This is a genomic window from Lewinella sp. IMCC34183, assembly GCF_003390915.1.
GTDB lineage: Bacteria > Bacteroidota > Bacteroidia > Chitinophagales > Saprospiraceae > Neolewinella.
On record NZ_QMEM01000002.1, the window covers coordinates 200,553 to 218,799 of the forward strand.

The window sequence follows — 18,247 nt, forward strand, 5'->3', positions numbered from 1 at the left end:
AAGGTAGCGGTATTGCCGCGAGTGAGTACCTTGACGGCCCTCACCCTTCCGTACATGCACGAGACCTACACCGAGTTCTATAGCCACCACCTGGGCCACCACGTCAAGATGCTCACCTTCGGTACGCGGGGCTACCCCGTGGTGATCTTCCCCACCACCCTCGGCAGCTACTTCGAGGCCAAGGACCGCGGCATGATCGAATCCGTCCGCTGGTTCGTCGAGCGCGGCTTCATTCAGGTCTTCTGCCCCGACAGCATCAACGACGCCAGTTGGTACGCCAATATTCACCCCCGCCACCGGCTCGAGCGCCACATCCAGTACGACAAGTTTCTTTACCACGAGTTCGTCCCCCAGATTCGCTGGAACACCGGCAGCGGCCGCATCGCCTGCGCCGGCATCAGTTTCGGGGGCTACAGCGCCACCAACTTCGCCTTCCGCCACCCCGACGTGGTCAGTCACCTCTTCAACCTGAGCGGCGCCTTCGACATCAAGCCCTTCCTGCGCGGCTACTACGACGACAACGCCTACTTCAACAACCCCAGCGACTTCATCGAGGGCGCCAACGACCCCCACCTCTGGGATATGAAGATCGTGCTGGGCACCAGCAACTGGGACATCTGCCTCGATGCCAACCTCAAGTTCTCCGAAAAACTCCGCCGCCGCGGCATCAACCACTGGCTGGACGTCCGCGGCGACATCGAGCACGACTGGCCACTATGGCGGGAGATGTTTCCGCACTACGTGAGTTTGATCTAGGACCTGGGGACTGGGGACGGAGGGATGCGCGTCGTACCATGCGGTCTCCGACCGCGACATGGTGTTGGCGCGTCCGACTAGGTCACACTGAAGAACTCGATCTGCACCATGTCCTCCACGTGGATGCCCAGCAGGGTCGCGGCGCGGCCCAGGTTGACGGCGATCTCGAGGTAGCCATCCGAATTAAAGCGGCAGAGCGGCTCGCCCTCGGGCACGTCGTGATAGCGGAAGCTCAGTCCGTCGAGGGGTGTCATCCGCTTGACGAGCAGCTGGAAGCCCCTGCCCTCCCCTACCGTTTCGAAGAGCTCGCGGGTGATGTTGGTGGTCACGTTGTCAAAGCGGTCGACGAACACCACCGCCCCCCGGATGTAGGTGGGGCCGATCACCGGCTGGAAGGCCAGGCGCTCCGTGTAGCGGGTCGTGGGCAGGCCGATCTCGTGGAAGGGCTTGCGGCGCGTCAGGTGACTGACCGCCCGCGCGTATACCGTGCTCAGGGGCGTGTCGAGGTCGTAATCGTCGAGGACGTAGGTCTGCTCCGGTATCGTTCCGAAGATGAGGGAAAAAATGCCGTTGTCGGGGGCGATGAAGTAGTGCCCCTCGTGGTTCGTCGCCAGGAAACGGCCGCGCGGCTGATAATAGTCGTAGACGCTGAGGAGGTGCACCGTGCCCACGGGAAAATGCGCCCACACCTTATTGAATATGAAGGCGGCGCGGACGATATCATAGGTAGGAATATCGTGGCTGATATCCACCAGCTGCAGGCCGGGCTGGGCGCTGAGGAGTTCCGCCTTCAGCCGGGGAAGGTGAAAGTCCTGGCGACCGAAGTCGGTGGTGAGGGTTAGCAGGGGGAGGGGTGCGGTAGCCACGTACGCGGGTTTCCCGCAAAGTAACCGTACGCGGGGGAATTGCCGGGTGGGTGCAGCCGACCGCCGAACACGCTGCACCCGGCCGGCGGTTATACCACCGGATGATCGTTAGTACCAAATCCGTTAGCTTTCCATATGCCACACCCCTCCCTTTACCTGCTCACCCTGTTCTTGCTGCTCTGCGCCGCACCCGCGTCCGCGCAGGTAGAGATCGAGCAGGGTAACCTCGAAGTGCTCACCGACGACTATCCGGTATACTCCCGCCCCGGCGTGCGCTACCGCAGCCAGAGCCGGGGCGTATCGATCCGCTACGAAACGCAGCCCCAGTTCACCTGGGACGCGGACGGGGCCATCGACGGCGGCGCCCAGACGGTCACCCACCTCGAGCAGTTCACCTTCAAGTTCAAGGTGCCGCTGATGAACAAGCCACAGACCAAGCTGCTGCTCGGCTACGAGTGGGACACCGAGAAGTACTGGTTCCGCAACCCCTACGAAGGGCACGAGCAGGAACAGACCCTCTTCCAACTACTCGACGAGCGCCGCCTCAAGGCGAACAAACTGTCGGCCTACTTCACCCACAGCTGGGACGAGCGCTTCTATTCCTCCGGCCGGGTGCGCATGTCGCTCAACGGCGACTACCAGGGGCTTATCGACTTCGGCAGCATCTACCGTACCTACAGCGCCGCCTTCGTGTACGGCAAGAAGGTGGGCCCCGACGAAGAGTGGGCCATCGGCATCACCTACAGCCACAACGCCGCCCGACAGATCGCGCTGCCCTTCTTCGTGTACAACCGTACCTTCAACGCGCACTGGGGCATCCAGACGGCGCTCCCCGGACAGGCCTACCTGCGCCGCAACGTAGGGCCCCGCCTCGTGAATACCTTCCTGCTCGGGGCCACCTTCGACAGCAAGTATTATGCCCTCAATACCGAGCCGCAGGAGGGCCGCGACTTTTCCTCCCTGGGGCAGTTCTTCCTGCGCAACAACGGGATCCGGGCGATGCTTCAGTACGAGCACAACTTCTTTCCCTGGGTGTGGGCCTTCGCGCAGGGGGGCTATTTCATCCCCTGGCAGACGCGTTTCAACCCGGCCGACGACGTGGACCTGGACCTGAACACCAAGGTGGACGCGCGGCCCTTCTTCCGCGTCGGCATCTTCCTGGCCCCACCGAAGGAACTGATCAAATAAAAAGAACCCCGTCGGCGGTGCCGACGGGGTTCTTTCCTTTGGCGGGATCGCAGGTGCAATTACCGCAGGTAGACTACGTGTGCCGTGGTTCCGGCATCGAGGCGCAGCTGGACGATGTACTCGCCCCGCGGCAGGTTACCCCGGTTCACCCGGTAGGTAGACTGGTCAATGTCGGTGTACTGGGCCACGCGGCGGCCGTGAAGGTCGAACAGGTCGATCTGCCGGATCAGCTGGGTTTCGGCGACGCGTACCGTGAAGCCTTCCGCGCTGGGGTTGGGGAAGACGTCGAGGCCGACGGCCGCATTGGTGATCACGTCCTCCGTACCGGTGCTGAGGTTACCCAGGTCGAGGCCCACGTAAGCGCGGGGGATGAAGACGGCCATCATGGTATCGATGACGCGACGGGCAGCGGCGGGGTCTACGGCATTGGGGTTGACCTGCTTCTCTCCACCAATCGCTACGTCGGCGTTCAGGTCACCGCCGGCGGCGTTGAACTGGGCGATCTCGGCCCGCGCGGCTTCTTCGTTCACCCAGTTGTAGGGGGCACCGAAGCCCTGCGACAGGAAGGGGTACATATTGTCGTGCGACAGTTCGTAGGTCGGCTCGAAGGCCGTCTGCTCGGGACAGGCGGGTGCGGGATCGAGGGTGCGGGTCTGGGATTTGTACGCCTCGTTCCGCACGTTGACGGCCTGGGCCAGCGGACCGTACATCGCGTCCAGCGAGGTACCGTTGACGGCCGCGAGCGCGTCGTTGAGTCCCAGTGTATTGGCCTTTTCGATGATCTGCTCGGTACCGGCCACGCAGCCTACGACCAGGTCGCGGGTAGTGGGGACGATCACGTCGCCGTAGGAGAAGGGTGCGAAAATATCGGCGGGACTGTGGAAGCCGAGTACCATCGGTTCATCGTCCTTGCCCTCCATCCAGTCGATGTCGCCCAGGGCTCCGTTGCTGTTGATGGACATGGCCACGGTACTGTTGTAGCCTACGTGGTTGGGGATGTTGGAGGGGGTATCGGCATCGAACTGGGCGGGCATCAGTCCCTGTGGGTCAGAGTTAACGCCGAGGCTTACGTAAGGCACGTCATTTTCGTCGTAGAAGCGGCCGTCGGCCTCCACCTCCTCGATCCGGTCGAGGAAGGCGTGGGTCATGGAAACGTAGCCGCCGGTACCGAGACCCCAGAACACGATGCGGCTGGTGTCGATCCGGTAGGGGTTGCCTTCCTCGGCTACGGTCTTGCGGAGGTAGCGGGCCAACGCGTGCGCGTCCTGGCCACCGCGGTAGGCGGCCTGTAGCAGGCTACCGGTACGGACGTCCTGGACGGGACTGGCCGGGTTCCAGCCCACGCGGTAGTCGGCGGCGATACCTACGTAGCCGCGTTCGGCTACGCGGTTAACGATCTCCACGACGGCCGAATCCTTACGGGTACCGTAGAGTCCGCGGTTTACGTAGCGGGGAAGAAAGTTGCCGGTAGGGAAGACCACCACCACGGGACGGAGGATGGATTCGTCATCATCCATGGGCTGGTAGACGTCCATTTGCAGGCTGCGGTTGGGCGTGGCATTGGGGTCGCTCGCCCCGGCGCGGAGAAGTTCGAAAACGTCGATATTCTGGCTGTAGGTGTCCATGGTCGGATCTCCTACTGAATAGATCGCATCGATGAACGGCATGTCCTGGGCCCGGAGGCCGGCGGTAGCGGCGATCAGCAGAGCCGCGGTAAACAGGGTAATTGTCTTGTGCATATGAATCGGGTTGAAACAGAGTTTACGTTAGTTAGGGGTTGACCAGGTTGTAGGTCGCGGAGATATAGGCGAGTCGGCCGATGCGCGGACCACCGTAGACCTGGAAAACCTGGTTGTCGAGCAGGTTGCTCGCTCCCACCTTGATGGTGGTTTTGATCTTAGGGAGGGTGAAGTTCACCTGTGCGTCGAGCATGCCGTAGCTCTGGATCGGGCCGGTGAACTGGGGGCTACCCTCGAATAGATAGCTGTCCACCCACTTGTAGTTGACGTTAGCTCCCAGGTCCTGCAGCGCGTAGCCGAAGACGGTGAGGGGGATGTTGCGCCCCGATATTCCAATATTGTACTTGTGCTCGGGGGTATTAAAGGCCGGAATGATGGGGTCGTCGGTTTCCGTATTCAGTACGTTCCAGCTGTAGTTGCCGTTCAGGGAGAAGTAGTCGGCGAAGTAGAAGTTGGAGCCGATACTGAAGCCCTGGGTAGTCACGATGTCCCGCGCGTTGGCCGATACGCGATACGCCTGGGCGTTGGAGATGGCGCCCTGGAAGGTCGCTACGTCAAGGCCGAGATTGTAGCCGATGAAGTCGGTATAGCGGCTGTAGTAGTAGGTCGCGTCCACGTAGAGGTGGTCGCCGATCGTCGAACGCGCGCCCACTTCGAAGGTCCGCACCTTTTCGGGCCGGATCGGGTCGATATCAAAGAAGTCAAACTGGGATACGTCCGGTCGCTGCTGGTTGATCACGTCCACGAAGCTCTCGACGGTCACCAGGTCCTGTACCCCGTTGAGATTGCCCAGGAGGATAGCCCGGCCCACGTTGTAGAACAGGTACTGGTCGTTCAGGGTCGGGTTGCGGATGGCGGAGCTGAAGGAGGCCCGCAGGGTGGTACTCTCCCGTGGCGTATAAACGATGGAGGCCGCCGGGCTGAAGAGCAGATCGAAGTTCTGGTTCTTATCCGCCCGGAGGCTGGCGCTTAGCTTGAAGCGGTTATTCAGGTTCATGGTTCCGCCTCCGTAGAGGCCGAATTCGCTGGTGTTGATGTCACGGCCCATGGTGTCCAGCAGGATCGTCCCGCGGCTGTTGGGCGTGTATTGCCGGAAATTGCCGCCGACCGTGAGGTCGAGGTAGCTCTGCTCGGCGGGTTGCCATACCTGCCGGAACTGCTTTTCCCCGTGCAGGTGGTACAGCGCACTCTTGTCGAAGAACCGCGTCCCCCCCTGCCCGAGGTAGTTGGAGGTGATGCTGTCGAACGCCTGCTGGAAGCGGGGCGTACCCGGCTCGTAGTAGTCCTCGGTACCAAAACCGGAGGCCTGCGCAACGATGTCGCGGGTCTGGTCGTGGAGTTCGGGCAGCAGGGCCTGTACCTCGGGGGTCTGGTAGAAATCCCGCTCCGCCTGCCGCCGCTCGGGTACCGAGCAGCCCGTGCAATCCGGAAAACCCTCCAGGGCCGCGACCTGGGGCTGGGCGAAGCGGATCCACGCGTTACGGTAGTCCGACTGCCACTGCCCGTCGGTCTTGTGCAGATCCTGCAGGCGCAGGGCGGTGAAGTAGGGATCGTAGGTCTGACCGGCGTCCTCGTGGGTCATGTAAGCCCGCAGGAAGAAATTATCGCGGTTGCGCAGCTCTAATTTATGCTGAAAGAACTGGATGCCCTTCAGGCTGTAGCGGTTGTCGCCCTGGTAGACGGTGGTACCGGTGCTGTAGTTGGAGCCGATCAGCAATTCGGTACTCTCCAGGCTGCGCTCCGGGTTGAGCCGGAAGTGAAAGGCTACGCCGGCCTTCAGGTTTTCCGAATCGTAGTCGACCAGGTCCAGTTCCCGGTACCCCGGACGACGGATGGTGCCGAGTCCATTGACGGTCGGGAAGCTGAAGGAGCGGTTGGCCTCGTCGCCGTAGCGGTTAACCGCGTCGTAGCCGCCGGGATTGTCGCGGGTCAGCTCCGTGCCGAATACCGGGTCGTAATTGTCGGCCACCCAGTCGTCGGCGCGAAAGCCGAAGAGGTTGAGTTTGTAGGCCATCCATTCTCGGCCGTCCTTATTGACCAGCGCATCGGCCCAGCGGATGCCGCCTTCCAGCAGGTTTCGCTCGGCGGCCTTTACCTGTACGGAGAGGCCCTGCTGCAGGAAGGGGTCCTTGGTTTCGATGGCGATCACCCCATTGAAGGCATTGGGGCCGTAGAAGGCGGAGGAGGCTCCGACGACGAGATTGACCCGGTTGACGTCGAGTTCCGAGGCCCCGAGGAAGTTGCCCAGGGAGAAGTTGAGCCCGGGGCTCTGGTTGTCCACGCCGTCGATGATCTGGAGGGAGCGGACGGGGTTGGTGCTGTTGAACCCGCGGGTGTTGACGATCTTGAATCCTAGGCTGGCGGCGGTGAGGTCCACGTCCTTGAGGCTGCCGAGGCCGTCGTAGAAGTTGGCCGCGGCCGTCTCCTTGATGGCGATGGCGTCGAGGGTTTCCACCGTGAGGGCGGCCTGTTGCTGTTTTTCACTGATCCTGCGTCCGCGCACCTCTACCACGTCGGTGGTGACGGCGTTGTCGCCGAGGCGCACCACGAGGTCCTGCTCGGGGGTGGTGACTTCGAGTTCGGTGGGGGCAAAACCGATGTAGGAGAATTGAAGAATGACCGGCAGTCCGGTGACGGTGAGTTTCCAGGTACCGTCGAGGTCGGTGACGGTACCCGTGGTGGTGCCCTTGACGAGCACGCTGGCACCGATCAGGGGATCACCGTCGGCGGCACCGATGATGCTGCCGCGCAGTGTGGTTTGTGCGGACAGTGTTCCGCAAAGCGCCACCCAGGCGGCGACGCAGAGATAGCATACCCTCATTGTTGATTGGTCAAGACGAAACTAAAGCAAAAGGGCTGATATCCCGGGGGACACAGCATGATCGAAGATTTCGGGCCGGCCATAGCCAACCCGGACGCTAATTTAGTGAAAATTCGCTAGCCCGGGTCGATTTAACAAGATCGGCACGTCTGCCGACCAACCAATCCGGTGGGGCGGGTAATCGTGGATACCTAACTAAAAACCTTACCTTTGCGCGTCTTTGACTATGCAGGAGCTCAAGCAACAGATCGATAAGGACCGTCTCCCCCACCACGTGGGCGTGATTATGGATGGCAACGGCCGCTGGGCGCAGGGGCAGGGTAAGCCCCGTGTCTTTGGTCACCACAGCGCCGTGGAGGCCGTCCGCGCCACCGTCGAAGCCTGCGCCGAACTGGGCGTGGGCTACCTGACGCTGTATGCCTTCAGTACGGAAAACTGGGACCGGCCGGAGATGGAAGTAGGTGCGCTCATGAAGTTGCTGGTGGACACCATCGGCAGCGAGATGCACATGATGCTCGACAACGGCATTCGCCTGGCGACCATCGGCGATACCGAGGGGCTGCCCGAAGCCACGCGGGACGCCCTCGCCTTCGGAATCGAGCAAACGGCCACCGGCGAAGGAATGACCCTCATCCTCGCCCTGAACTACAGCGGCAAGTGGGACATCGCCCGGGCGGCGCGTCAGCTGGCCCTGGAGGCCGCCAGTGGGCGCATGCGTGCCGACGAGGTGGACGAGGGCGTCCTGGGTGCCCGACTCAGCACCCATGCGTACCCCGATCCCGAGCTCATCATCCGCACCAGTGGCGAGCACCGGCTGAGCAACTTCTTCCTGTGGCAGGCGGCCTACGCGGAATTCTACTTCAGCCCCGTATTTTGGCCGGAGTTCCGCAAACCGGACCTCTACGCCGCCATTGTCGACTTCCAGCAGCGCGAAAGACGATTCGGCAAAACGAGCGAACAATTGAAGCGGGCAACCAACCCCTGAGCGTCAGTATCTATCCTTACCCCCGACGGCCGGCCTTCCGCCGGCAAACTTTTACAGCATGAGATTAAGCTTTATCCTCCTTTGCCTGGCCTGTTTCGGTGGTTGGTCTGCGGCAGTCGCCCAGACCACGACGGACTCGCTGGGCGTGCCGGTCTACGATTACTCCAACCCCCAGGAATACGAAATCGGGGGCATCAAGGTCGAAGGAGCCTACTACGCCGAGGAAAATGCCATCATCGGGGTGACCGGCCTGAGCGTGGGCCAGGAGGTCCGCATTCCCGGCCCCGATATTCCCCGCGCGATCAAAAACCTGTGGCGGCTGCGGCTTTTCACCAACGTATCCATCGAGGAGGAGAAAACCATCGGCGACGTCATCTTCCTGACGGTACGGGTCGAGGAACGGCCCCGTTTTCTGCGCCACAGCTTCACCGGCGCGAAGCAGAGCCGGCACGACGACCTCAATGAGGAGGTCAACAAATTTATCGTCCGCGGCGGCATAGTCACCGAGGACGCCAAGGTCAACGCCGCCGAAGCCATTCGCAATTACTACGTCGAGAAAGGCTACCTAGACGCCACCGTTTCGGTGGAGGAGATTGCCGACACGAGCCGCGCCAACTCCGTCCGCCTGCTCTTCGACGTTAACCGCAACGACCGCGTCAAGATCGCCGAGATCAACTTCGCCGGCAACGAGGAAGTGAAGGACAAGAAGCTGCGCAAGCAGATGAAGGAGACCAACCAGAAAAGCAAGCTTTTCAAAAGCTCCAAGTTTCAGCCTACCGAGTACGAGAACGACAAGGACGCCGTCGTGGCGTACTACAATACCCTCGGCTACCGCGACGCCCGCGTTATCGGCGACAGCATCTACCGCAACGACAAGGGCGACTTGGTCATCGACATCGACATCAACGAGGGCAATCAGTACTACTTCCGCAACATCACCTGGAAGGGCAACTCCATCTACGACGACGAAACCCTCTCCCGCGTGCTGGCCCTCGGCAAGGGCGATATCTACAACGAGGAGGAGCTGCAGACGCGCCTGAGCTTCAGTCAGGACAACGCCGACGTATCGTCCCTCTACATGGACAACGGCTACCTCTTCTTCAACGTCGACCCCATCGAGGTAGCCATCGAGGGCGACTCCATCGACCTGGAGATGCGCATCTTCGAGGGCCCCCAGGCGACCATCGACAAGGTGGTCATCAACGGCAACGACCGGACCCACGAGCACGTCATCCGGCGGGAAGTATTCACCCGGCCCGGACAGAAATTCAGCCGCTCCGACATCATCCGTTCCCAGCGGCAGATCATCGGCCTGGGCTACTTCAACCAGGAGACGCTCGGCATCGAAACCCCCGTTAATCCTGACCGCGGCACGGTAGACATCATCTACACCGTCGAGGAGAAGCCCAGCGACCAGCTCGAGCTCAGCGCGGGCTGGGGGGGCCGGCGGGGCGTCATTGGTACCCTCGGGGTAACCTTCAATAACTTCAGCCTCCGCAACGTCTTCAACCGCGAAGCCTGGCACCCGCTGCCCCAGGGCGACGGCCAACGCCTGAGCCTGCGGGCCCAGACCAACGGCAAGTTCTACCAGAGCTACAACGCCAGCCTCACCGAGCCCTGGCTGGGCGGCAAGCGGCCCACCTCGCTGTCGGTCTCGGCCTTCTACAACAAGTACGATTTCGGCAGCAGCACCCTGCCCAAGAAGCTGATCATCCAGCAGGCCGCCGTGAGCCTCGGCACGCGCCTGCGCTGGCCCGACGATAACTTCGTCTTCCGCACCGGCCTCAACCTGCAAACCCTGAGCCTCGACAACTGGACGGAACTTTTCGTTACCGACAACAACGAGGCCGTCACCACCGGCAACTACAACAACTTCAGCCTCCAATTCTCGCTGTCGCGCAACACCGCCACCGACCCGATCTACCCCAAGCAGGGCTCCAACATCGAGCTGTCGCTACAGGCCACCCCGCCCTACCGCAGCCTGGGCTTCCGCGACGACGCCTCCGACCTGGAGACCGTAGAGGAGCGCTTCCGCTACGTCGAATACCACAAGTGGCGCCTCAACGCCGAGTGGTACACTCCGCTGACCTCCAACAGCAAGCTGGTGCTCAAGACCCAGGCTAAGATCGGCTTCCTCGGTAGCTACGACGACGTGGTGGGCGTGAGCCCCTTCGAGCGCTTCCAGTTGGGGGGCGACGGCGTCAACAACCAGCAGTTCGCCTTCGCCGGCGTCGACATCGTCAGCCTCCGCGGCTACGAGATCGAAGACCTGCCCAATAACTTCGTCACCACCCCCATCGGTGACGACCGAAAGATCGCTACGCCCATCTTCAGCAAGTACACGGTGGAACTGCGGTACCCGCTGTCGCTCAACCCCTCGAGCACGATCTTCGTGCTGGCCTTCGCCCAGGGCGGTAACGCCTGGCGGTCGTCCCGCGACTTCAACCCCTTCGACCTCAAGCGTAGCGTCGGCCTGGGTGCCCGGGTCTTCCTGCCCATGTTCGGCACCCTCGGCTTTGACTGGGGCTACGGCTTCGATAAGGATAAGGCCCGCGCTGAAAACGGCAACCTGAGCACCTTTAATATCGTGCTTGGCTTTGAACCGGAGTAAGGTAGAGGGCTTCGGGCGGTAGAGGACTGTGTCAGTAGAGCTCGCTGCGCTCGCGGTAAAGGACTGCGTCGGTAGAGCGCTTCGCGCAGTAGATTCTTGCTGATTAGGAAACCGATACCCCTTCTACCAACGACCGCAGGGAGTGTCTACCGCGAGCCATAGGCGAGCCTCTACCGCGAGGCAAAGCCGAGCTCTACCAACGACCGCAGGGAGTGTCTACCGCAAGCCAAAGGCCAGCCTCTACAAAGTACCCCGCAGCTCCTGCTCCCGCTCGATGGCCTCGAACAGCGCCTTGAAGTTGCCCTTGCCGAAGCTGGTGGCACCCTTCCGCTGGATGATCTCGTAGAAGACCGTGGGCCGGCTGCCGATGGGGCGGGTGAAGATCTGCAGGAGGTAGCCCTCATCGTCGCGGTCGACCAAAATGCCCAGGTTGCGGAGCGGCTCAACGGACTCGTCGATCTCCCCTACCCGGTCGAGCAGGTCGTCGTAGTAGGTGTCCGGAACGCGCAGGAATTCCACGCCGCGGTCGCGCAGGGCCGTGACGGTCTCGACGATATTGTCGGTGGCCACCGCGATGTGCTGGATCCCCGCACCGCCGTGAAACTCGAGGTACTCCTCGATCTGCGACTTCTTCAGGCCGGGGGCCGGCTCGTTGATGGGGAATTTGATGCGGCCGTTGCCGTTGGACATCACCTTGCTCATCAGGGCGGTGTACTTGGTGCTGATGTCCTTGTCGTCGAAGCTGATGAGCTGCTTGAAGCCCAGTACTTCGGCGTACCAGTTGACCCAGGTATTCATCTGGCCCTCGTCGACGTTGGCGACCATATGGTCCACGTACTTAAGCCCTACGGGACCGGGCCGGTACTCGGGCTCCCAGGCCACAAAGCCGGGAAGGAAAACGCCGTCGTAGGCTTCCCGCTCCACGAATACGTGGACCACGTCGCCGTAGCTCTTCACCGCGGCCCGTACGACGTGTCCGTGGTCGTCCTTCTCTTCCCGGGGCTCGAAGTGCGGCTCGGCGCCCCGCTCCGTGGCGGTTTCGAAGGCGGCGCGGGCGTCGTCGACCCAGAGGGCGACGGTCCGCACGGTATCGCCGTGGCGATCGACGAGCTTACCGATGTCGGTATTCGGCTTGAGTGGGGTGGTGAGTACCAGGCGGATCTTGTCCTGCACCAGTACGTAGGACTCCCGGTCCTTTACGCCGGTAGAGAGCCCGGAATAGGCCAGCGGCTGAAAGCCCATGGCGGTCTGGTAGAAATGGGCGGACTGCCGGGCGTTACCAACGAGCATTTCAAAATAGTCCGTTCCGTTCATCGGGAAGGCATCGGTATTGGTAGTGGTGGCGGGGGCTGAGGCGGTCTGGTTCATGATCTATTTATTTGCTTTGACAACTATTGTTAACGCAAAGGTAGGCCTTGGGGTTGGCGTGGACAAGGTGACATTCGGGTAACGGCACGGTGCGGGGGTCCGGTTCGCGATTTTGCCGCTCCCCATCTTGCGCGTCTCGCTGGCTGCGGTGCTCGCAACGCGCTTGTACCCAGTCCGTGGTACCTTGGTGGGCGTAACCCCTTTACCGCCCCCTCCTTGCTCCTGAAGACCCGCGGCATCATCTTCCGCTCCACCAAGTACGGCGAATCCTCGCTCATCCTCGAAGTCTACACCGAGGAACGGGGCATCCGCAAGTATATCGTAAGCGGAGTCCGCAAGGCCCGCAGCTCCACGCCGGCCAGTAAGCTGCAACTGATGAACCTGGTGAACCTGATCGCCTACGAGCGGCCGGGCAAGGACCTGACCAGACTGAAAGAGGTGCAGCCCGCCCACATCTATACCCGTATCCCCTTCGAGGTCGAGCGCGGCACGGTGGGTCTCTTCATGCTGGAAGTGGCCCGCAACAGCATCCGGGAGGCGGAGGAAAACACCGCCCTGTTCCAGTTTCTCTTCGATGCCTTTGCGTTCCTGGATACCACCTCTGGTCCGATCGCCCTGGTTCACCTACACTTCCTGCTCGAGCTCACGACCTACCTGGGCTTCCTCCCCTCCGGGGATTTCAGTCTGGAGACGCCCCTCTTCGACCTGCGCGAGGGGCAGTTCATCGCGGGCTTTCCCGGCCACACCGAGTACCTCGACGAAAACCGCGCCGGCCTCATGTACCGCATCCTGCATACCGACCGCGCGGCACTGGCCGACATCAAGACCACCCGCGAGGAGCGCTCGGGCCTGCTGACCGACCTCCTCCGCTACTACCGCCACCACATCGAGGGGATGCGCGAGATCAACTCCCTCGGCATCCTGCGCGACGTGATGGCCAGCCGCAAGTAAGCCTATCTTTGCCGCCATGCGCTTCCGCACCCCCATCGCCATCGCCAGCCTGCTCGTGGCCGTCTGTACGGCGGCGTGGATGTACGTCCGGGCCGGCAACCAGGAACTCTGGGGCCACCTGCCCCTGCTGCTCTACCTCGCCACCTGGGCCGGTACCGTGCTATTCGTCAGCCGTACGGCCACCGCACCCGCGCGCCGCCGCCTGTTGCTCTCCTCCGCCAGCGGTGTGATGCTGGGCCTGGGCTTTCCGGGTTACCTGCCGGTTCCTTTCCTGCTGCTCGTGGCCTGGGTGCCCCTGCTGCTCCTGCAGCGTGAGGAACTCCGGACGCGCACGGTCTTCTGGCACGGTCTCAATGCCTTCCTGCTCTACAATATCCTGGCCACCTTCTGGGTGACGAATACCGCCTTCTTTGCCGGACTGTTTGCCGTAGTGGTCAACAGCCTGCTGATGTGCGTGCCCTGGCTGCTGTTCCACTGGACCAGCCGCGTATCGCCGAAGGCGAGCTACCTGTCCCTGATCGCCTTTTGGGTGAGCTTCGAACACCTGCACTACAACTGGTCGCTGAACTGGCCCTGGCTTACGCTGGGCAACGGCTTCGCGCAGTTCCCGAGTCTGGTCCAGTGGTACGAATTTACCGGGGTGCTGGGCGGGTCGGCGTGGATACTGGCGGTCAACTGGCTGGCGCTGCGCTGGTACCTGACGCGCCGCCGCCCGGTGTACCTGATCCTGGCCGTCGCCCTGCCGCCGGCCGCCTCCCTGGTACGGTACTTCACCTATACGCCGCCGCCCGGCGCGGTGATCACGGTCAGCGCGATCCAGCCCAATTTCGAGCCTCACTACGAGAAATTCAGCGAGACGGTGAGCCAGCAGCTGCGCGTGCTGGATGAACTCAGCACCGAGGCCCTCACCGCCGCCGACGGGCCGGTCGACTACCTGCTACTGCCGGAGACCACCTTCAGCCGCGTCGAGGAGACCGACCCGCTGTCCTCCCCCGCCCTCGCCACCTTCGTGCGCGGCCTGCCGCCCGGCCGCGTCCGCCACGTCGTCACGGGCATCGGTGCCGTTTACCGCTTCGCGCCGGGCGAGGCGGTGACCGATGCCGTGCGCTACTACCCGACATCCGACGGCAGCGAGGTGGCCCTGGAAGCCCTGAACGGCGCCGTGCAGATCGATCCCGCGAACGGGGACGTACAGACTTACCGGAAGGGGGTGTTCGTACCCGGCGCCGAGAGCTTTCCCTTCCGGCGGGTGCTGTTCTTCCTGGAGCCCCTGGTCAACAGCCTCGGCGGCAGCGTGGCCGGACTGGGTACCCAAGCCGAGCGCACGCCCTTCACCAGCGGGGAAGCCCGCGTGGCGCCCGTCATCTGCTACGAAAGTGTCTTCGGCGAGTACTTCACCGGCTACGTACGCACGGGGGCCCAGGCGGCCTTCGTGATGACCAACGACGGCTGGTGGGACAATACCGCCGGCCACCGGCAGCACCTCTATATTTCCAGCCTGCGGGCCATCGAGACGCGGCGGGCGGTGGTGCGCTCCGCCAACCTGGGGGCCTGCGCCTTCATCGACCAGCGGGGGCACATCGACAGCCGCACCTACTACGATGAGCGCGGCTTCCTCAACGGCACCCTGCGGCTCAACGACGCGGTCACCCCGTACGTCCGCTTCGGCGACATCGTCTCCCGCGTGGCGGGGCTGCTGGCCGTCATGGCCCTGCTTTCCAACCTGGCCCGTACGCTACGGAGGCGGAGCGGCGCGTTGGAACCCTAGCTCCGGCCTATGCGCACCTACCTCCTCCTACTCCTTTGTTCGCTGCCCCTCTGGGCGGGTACGCAGGTACGGGGCCGGTGGGAACTGCGCGTCCGGGGTACCGATTTCACCTTCAGCGAACGCATCCCTCCCCGCTTCGACGACAGCCTCACGGTGGTGGACTGGCTGGCCGACTGGCGGCAGGAGCAGCTCGAGGGCGCCCGCTGGGAAGCCAGCGTGGACAGCATCTACCCCAGCGGCGCGCGGCAGCTGACGGCCGTAGTCCACCGCGGTCCGGCCTACGCCTGGTCGTCTCTCACCCTGCCCGACGATCCTGAGGTGCAGCGCTGGGCCCGCCGCGCCGGCTTCCGCGACCGCCGCTTCGGCGGGGGCCGCGCCCTGTCGCCCGCCGCCTGGAGCGGCGTACGCGACACCCTCATCGCCCGGGCGGCGGCCGACGGCTACCCCTTTACTTCGGTGGGGCTGACGGACATCGCGTGGCGGGAGCCGGGCGCCCTGGCGGCCCGCGTGGACGTTCGTACCGGCCCCCGCATCCGGGTGGGTGAGGTCCGCGTACCGGAGGGCGTGCGGGTCCGGGGCGTTTTCCTGGAGCGCTACCTCGGCCTGGTACCGGGCGAGCTCTACAGCCAGCGCCGGGTGCGGCGTATGCGCAGCCGCCTTTCCCAGCTCCCCTACGTGGCGGTGGAGGGGGAGCCCACGGTCAGCTTCCGCGATACCCTGGCCTACATCGACCTGCCCCTGCAGCCCCGCCCGGCGAGCCGCTTCGATTTCGTGATCGGGGTATTGCCGAACGGCGGTACCGATGGCAAGCTGCTGCTCACGGGGGAGCTGAACGGCGAGCTGTACAACGGCTTCGGCCAGGGAGAGCGGATCGCGGCCCGCTTCGAACAGCTCCGGCCCCAGACCCAGGAGCTCCAGCTGGCCCTCGACTATCCCTTCCTGTTCGGCTTACCCTTCGGTTTCGAAGGTGAGCTGGACCTCTACCGCCGCGATTCCTCCTTTCTGAACCTGGGCTGGCACGTAGCCGGTACCTACCTGCGCGAAGGAAACGACCGGCTCTCGGCCTTCTGGGAGAACCGCCGCACCATCGTACCGGGGCTGGACAGCGCCCGCGTCGTCAACGGCCAACTGCCGGACACTCTGGGGGTGAGCCGCTCCTTTTTCGGGTTGCAGCTGCGGCGGACGCGCACGGACCGCCGGTTCAGTCCCCGGAACGGCTACGCCATCGACATCAGTGCCGCGGCCGGGTACCGGCGCCTCCGCGACGTGACCTTCACCGGTGAGGTAGCGGACAGTCTCAGGGCCCGGAGCACCCAGTACCAGCTGACGGCGGCCCTGGACTTTTACTTCGACCCCCTGGCCGGCACCGTGGTCTACTTCGGGTTTCGGGGGCAGGCGTTGCTCACCGACCGGCCCGTCCTGACCAACGAGCAGTACCGCATCGGCGGGGCACGCCTGCTGCGGGGCTTCAATGAGCAGCAGATCTTCGCTACCGACTACCAGTTGCTGACCGCCGAATTCCGGCTGCTGCTGGGAGAGCGTGCTTACTTGTTCGCCTTTGCCGACGGGGCCCGCGTCAATCCGCGCAGCGTCGCCCGTCCGGACCTGCCCATCGACTACCCCATCGGCTTCGGGGCGGGCGTGAACTTCGAGACGCGGGCGGGGCTGTTCGGGCTCAGTCTGGCCCTCGGCCGGCGCAGCGGCGAACGCTTCGATGCCGGTGCCCCCAAGGTACACCTGGGGTACATCAGTGTGTTCTAGCCGCCCCCTCAGTAGGCGTCGGTGATCCAGTTGTAGGGTTGCCGGCTGATCCAGCGGCCGCGGGTGAAGTCGGGGAACTCCTGCGGCTGCCCGTTATTGTCGATGGACATCTCCGAAAGGGGCGTCACGGCACTCCAGGCGGCGGCATCGTAGGCATCCATGGGCGGCGCCACGTCCTGCTTGGCGGACTCGACGAAGGCATTCAGCACAAAAAAGTCGATGCCCCCGTGCCCGGCCTCGCTGGCGTAGTCGCCGTATTCCTTCCAGAGCGGGTGGTCGTACTTCTCGAGCCAGGGCTTCATCTCTTCCCAGCCGTGACCGTCGGTCTGTCCTTCCACGTGGATCCGCTGGGTGTGGTAGTCGAAGTCGGCGACCCCCGCCGCCCCCTGCACGCGGAAGTCGAGGGAGTACGGCCGCGGGGTATTCACGTTGTGGGTGACCAGGATGGTCTCCCCGTTAGCCGTGTCGATCGTGGAGGTGATCACGTCGCCCTGCCGGAATTTCACTTTGGCGTTGGGGTGGTCGGCCCCGCCGGTATCCACGATGTACTGGTGCAGACCGACGCCCTTGGTGGCGTGGGAGGTCAGCGACATGAAGCGGTTGCCGCGGTTGATGTCGGCCATCACGGCGATGGGACCCAGCCCGTGGGTGGGGTATACGTCGGCGTTGCGGTGCACGGAATGCTGGGTCCGCCACCGGGCCTCCGAGATGCCGCCCTCCCCGAATTCGGCGCCCTTGCCGTAGGCGGTCTTCCCGTCGTTGAACAGCACGCCCCGCAGGTCGTGCTGGTACCCGCAGCGGAAGTGCAGCAGCTCGCCGAAGACGTTCTGCCGCACCATGTTGAGGACCGCCAGGACGTCCCGGCGGTAGTTCACGTTTTCGAGGATCATCAGGTGGCTGCCGGTTTCCTCGTGGGTGTTGACCAGGTCCCAGCATTCTTCCAAGGTATTGGCCGCGGATACCTCCAGTCCGGTGAACTTGCCCGCCCGCATGGCGTCAACGGCCATGCGCGTGTGCCAGAGCCAGGGGGTGGCGATGACGACGGCGTCGATCTCGGCCAGGTCCAGGAGGTCGCGGTAAGCGTAGTCACCGCCATCAAATACGCGGGGCGCGGGCCGTCCGGCTTCGTCGATCGTTTGCCGTGCCAGCGCGATCCGCGCGGGATCCACGTCGCAGACGGCTACCACGTTCACGTCGTCGCGACGCAGCAGGTTATCCAGGTGGTTGGTGCCGCGGAGGCCCACGCCGATCAGGCCTACGTTGAGTTTATCGGCGGCGGCGGTGGCTCCGAACGACAGGCCCGGGGCCACCAGGACGCCGGTACCCGCCAGTGCGGTGGTTCGCAAAAATTTCCTTCTGTCGGTCATACGGGAGAGGTTTGGGAGTGGCGCGCCGCTGCGGTGCGGGTAGCCGGAGGAAGGCTCGCGGTGAAA

12 protein-coding genes are annotated in these 18,247 nt (G+C 63.5%); 7 read left to right on the top strand and 5 right to left on the bottom strand.

The genetic code is table 11. The annotated features are described in order from the left end of the window. Positions 1–54 precede the first annotated feature (54 nt). On the top strand, positions 55–756 hold the full coding sequence (locus DQG19_RS06090; RefSeq protein WP_116125352.1) for an alpha/beta hydrolase-fold protein: 702 nt from the start codon (positions 55–57) through the stop codon (positions 754–756). Between the two features lie 77 nt (positions 757–833). Here the strand turns inward: DQG19_RS06090 and DQG19_RS06095 are convergent, their stop codons facing one another. Beyond that, positions 834–1,622 carry an S-adenosyl-l-methionine hydroxide adenosyltransferase family protein gene (locus tag DQG19_RS06095; protein ID WP_157974357.1) on the bottom strand — a complete coding sequence of 263 codons (789 nt, stop codon included), beginning with the start codon at positions 1,620–1,622 and terminating at the stop codon, positions 834–836. A 135-nt stretch (positions 1,623–1,757) separates the two neighbouring features. Here DQG19_RS06095 and DQG19_RS06100 point away from each other — a divergent pair, with 135 nt between their 5' ends. Beyond that, positions 1,758–2,810: a hypothetical protein gene (locus tag DQG19_RS06100; RefSeq protein WP_116125354.1), complete on the top strand. Its 1,053-nt coding sequence runs from the start codon at positions 1,758–1,760 to the stop codon at positions 2,808–2,810. Between the two features lie 59 nt (positions 2,811–2,869). Here the strand turns inward: DQG19_RS06100 and DQG19_RS06105 are convergent, their stop codons facing one another. Both DQG19_RS06105 and DQG19_RS06110 read right to left on the bottom strand, forming a co-directional pair. After that, on the bottom strand, positions 2,870–4,549 hold the full coding sequence (locus tag DQG19_RS06105; RefSeq protein WP_116125355.1) for a T9SS type A sorting domain-containing protein: 1,680 nt from the start codon (positions 4,547–4,549) through the stop codon (positions 2,870–2,872). 31 nt (positions 4,550–4,580) lie between these two features. After that, the gene (locus DQG19_RS06110) at positions 4,581–7,370 is read right to left on the bottom strand and encodes a TonB-dependent receptor domain-containing protein (RefSeq protein WP_116125356.1); all 2,790 of its coding nucleotides are present in this window, start codon (positions 7,368–7,370) and stop codon (positions 4,581–4,583) included. A 226-nt stretch (positions 7,371–7,596) separates the two neighbouring features. On the opposite strand from DQG19_RS06110, the gene DQG19_RS06115 reads away from it, so the two are divergent. Together DQG19_RS06115 and bamA are read left to right on the top strand one after the other, a co-directional pair. After that, positions 7,597–8,355 (top strand): isoprenyl transferase, encoded by a 759-nt coding sequence (locus DQG19_RS06115; protein WP_116125357.1) that lies wholly within the window; start codon positions 7,597–7,599, stop codon positions 8,353–8,355. A gap of 58 nt (positions 8,356–8,413) precedes the next feature. Next, on the top strand, positions 8,414–10,966 hold the full coding sequence (bamA, locus tag DQG19_RS06120; protein WP_116125358.1) for an outer membrane protein assembly factor BamA: 2,553 nt from the start codon (positions 8,414–8,416) through the stop codon (positions 10,964–10,966). 240 nt (positions 10,967–11,206) lie between these two features. Here the strand turns inward: bamA and hppD are convergent, their stop codons facing one another. Then, complete coding sequence (gene hppD, locus DQG19_RS06125) at positions 11,207–12,334, bottom strand: 4-hydroxyphenylpyruvate dioxygenase (protein WP_116125359.1); 1,128 nt, start codon at positions 12,332–12,334, stop codon at positions 11,207–11,209. A 216-nt stretch (positions 12,335–12,550) separates the two neighbouring features. Here hppD and recO point away from each other — a divergent pair, with 216 nt between their 5' ends. From recO to DQG19_RS06140, 3 genes are read left to right on the top strand one after another with little or no spacing between them, the layout of a single operon-like run. Then, positions 12,551–13,285: a DNA repair protein RecO gene (gene recO / locus DQG19_RS06130; protein ID WP_116125360.1), complete on the top strand. Its 735-nt coding sequence runs from the start codon at positions 12,551–12,553 to the stop codon at positions 13,283–13,285. 16 nt (positions 13,286–13,301) lie between these two features. Then, the gene (lnt, locus tag DQG19_RS06135) at positions 13,302–15,053 is read left to right on the top strand and encodes an apolipoprotein N-acyltransferase (protein ID WP_116125361.1); all 1,752 of its coding nucleotides are present in this window, start codon (positions 13,302–13,304) and stop codon (positions 15,051–15,053) included. A gap of 9 nt (positions 15,054–15,062) precedes the next feature. Then, entirely contained in the window at positions 15,063–16,814 is a 1,752-nt protein-coding gene (locus tag DQG19_RS06140) for a hypothetical protein (RefSeq protein WP_116125362.1), read from the top strand. An 8-nt stretch (positions 16,815–16,822) separates the two neighbouring features. Here DQG19_RS06140 and DQG19_RS06145 read toward each other — a convergent pair whose 3' ends face one another. Then, complete coding sequence (locus DQG19_RS06145) at positions 16,823–18,181, bottom strand: Gfo/Idh/MocA family protein (RefSeq protein WP_116125363.1); 1,359 nt, start codon at positions 18,179–18,181, stop codon at positions 16,823–16,825. Between the last annotated feature and the right edge of the window lie 66 nt (positions 18,182–18,247).

Excerpts from the sequence above, each read along its gene's own strand:
- DQG19_RS06090 (WP_116125352.1), top strand. The coding sequence starts at position 55 with ATGCACGAGACCTACACCGAGTTCTATAGCCACCACCTGGGCCACCAC.
- DQG19_RS06100 (WP_116125354.1), top strand. The coding sequence starts at position 1,758 with ATGCCACACCCCTCCCTTTACCTGCTCACCCTGTTCTTGCTGCTCTGC.
- DQG19_RS06105 (WP_116125355.1), bottom strand. The coding sequence starts at position 4,549 with ATGCACAAGACAATTACCCTGTTTACCGCGGCTCTGCTGATCGCCGCT.
- DQG19_RS06110 (WP_116125356.1), bottom strand. The coding sequence starts at position 7,370 with ATGAGGGTATGCTATCTCTGCGTCGCCGCCTGGGTGGCGCTTTGCGGA.
- DQG19_RS06115 (WP_116125357.1), top strand. The coding sequence starts at position 7,597 with ATGCAGGAGCTCAAGCAACAGATCGATAAGGACCGTCTCCCCCACCAC.
- bamA (WP_116125358.1), top strand. The coding sequence starts at position 8,414 with ATGAGATTAAGCTTTATCCTCCTTTGCCTGGCCTGTTTCGGTGGTTGG.
- hppD (WP_116125359.1), bottom strand. The coding sequence starts at position 12,334 with ATGAACCAGACCGCCTCAGCCCCCGCCACCACTACCAATACCGATGCC.
- lnt (WP_116125361.1), top strand. The coding sequence starts at position 13,302 with ATGCGCTTCCGCACCCCCATCGCCATCGCCAGCCTGCTCGTGGCCGTC.
- DQG19_RS06140 (WP_116125362.1), top strand. The coding sequence starts at position 15,063 with ATGCGCACCTACCTCCTCCTACTCCTTTGTTCGCTGCCCCTCTGGGCG.
- DQG19_RS06145 (WP_116125363.1), bottom strand. The coding sequence starts at position 18,181 with ATGACCGACAGAAGGAAATTTTTGCGAACCACCGCACTGGCGGGTACC.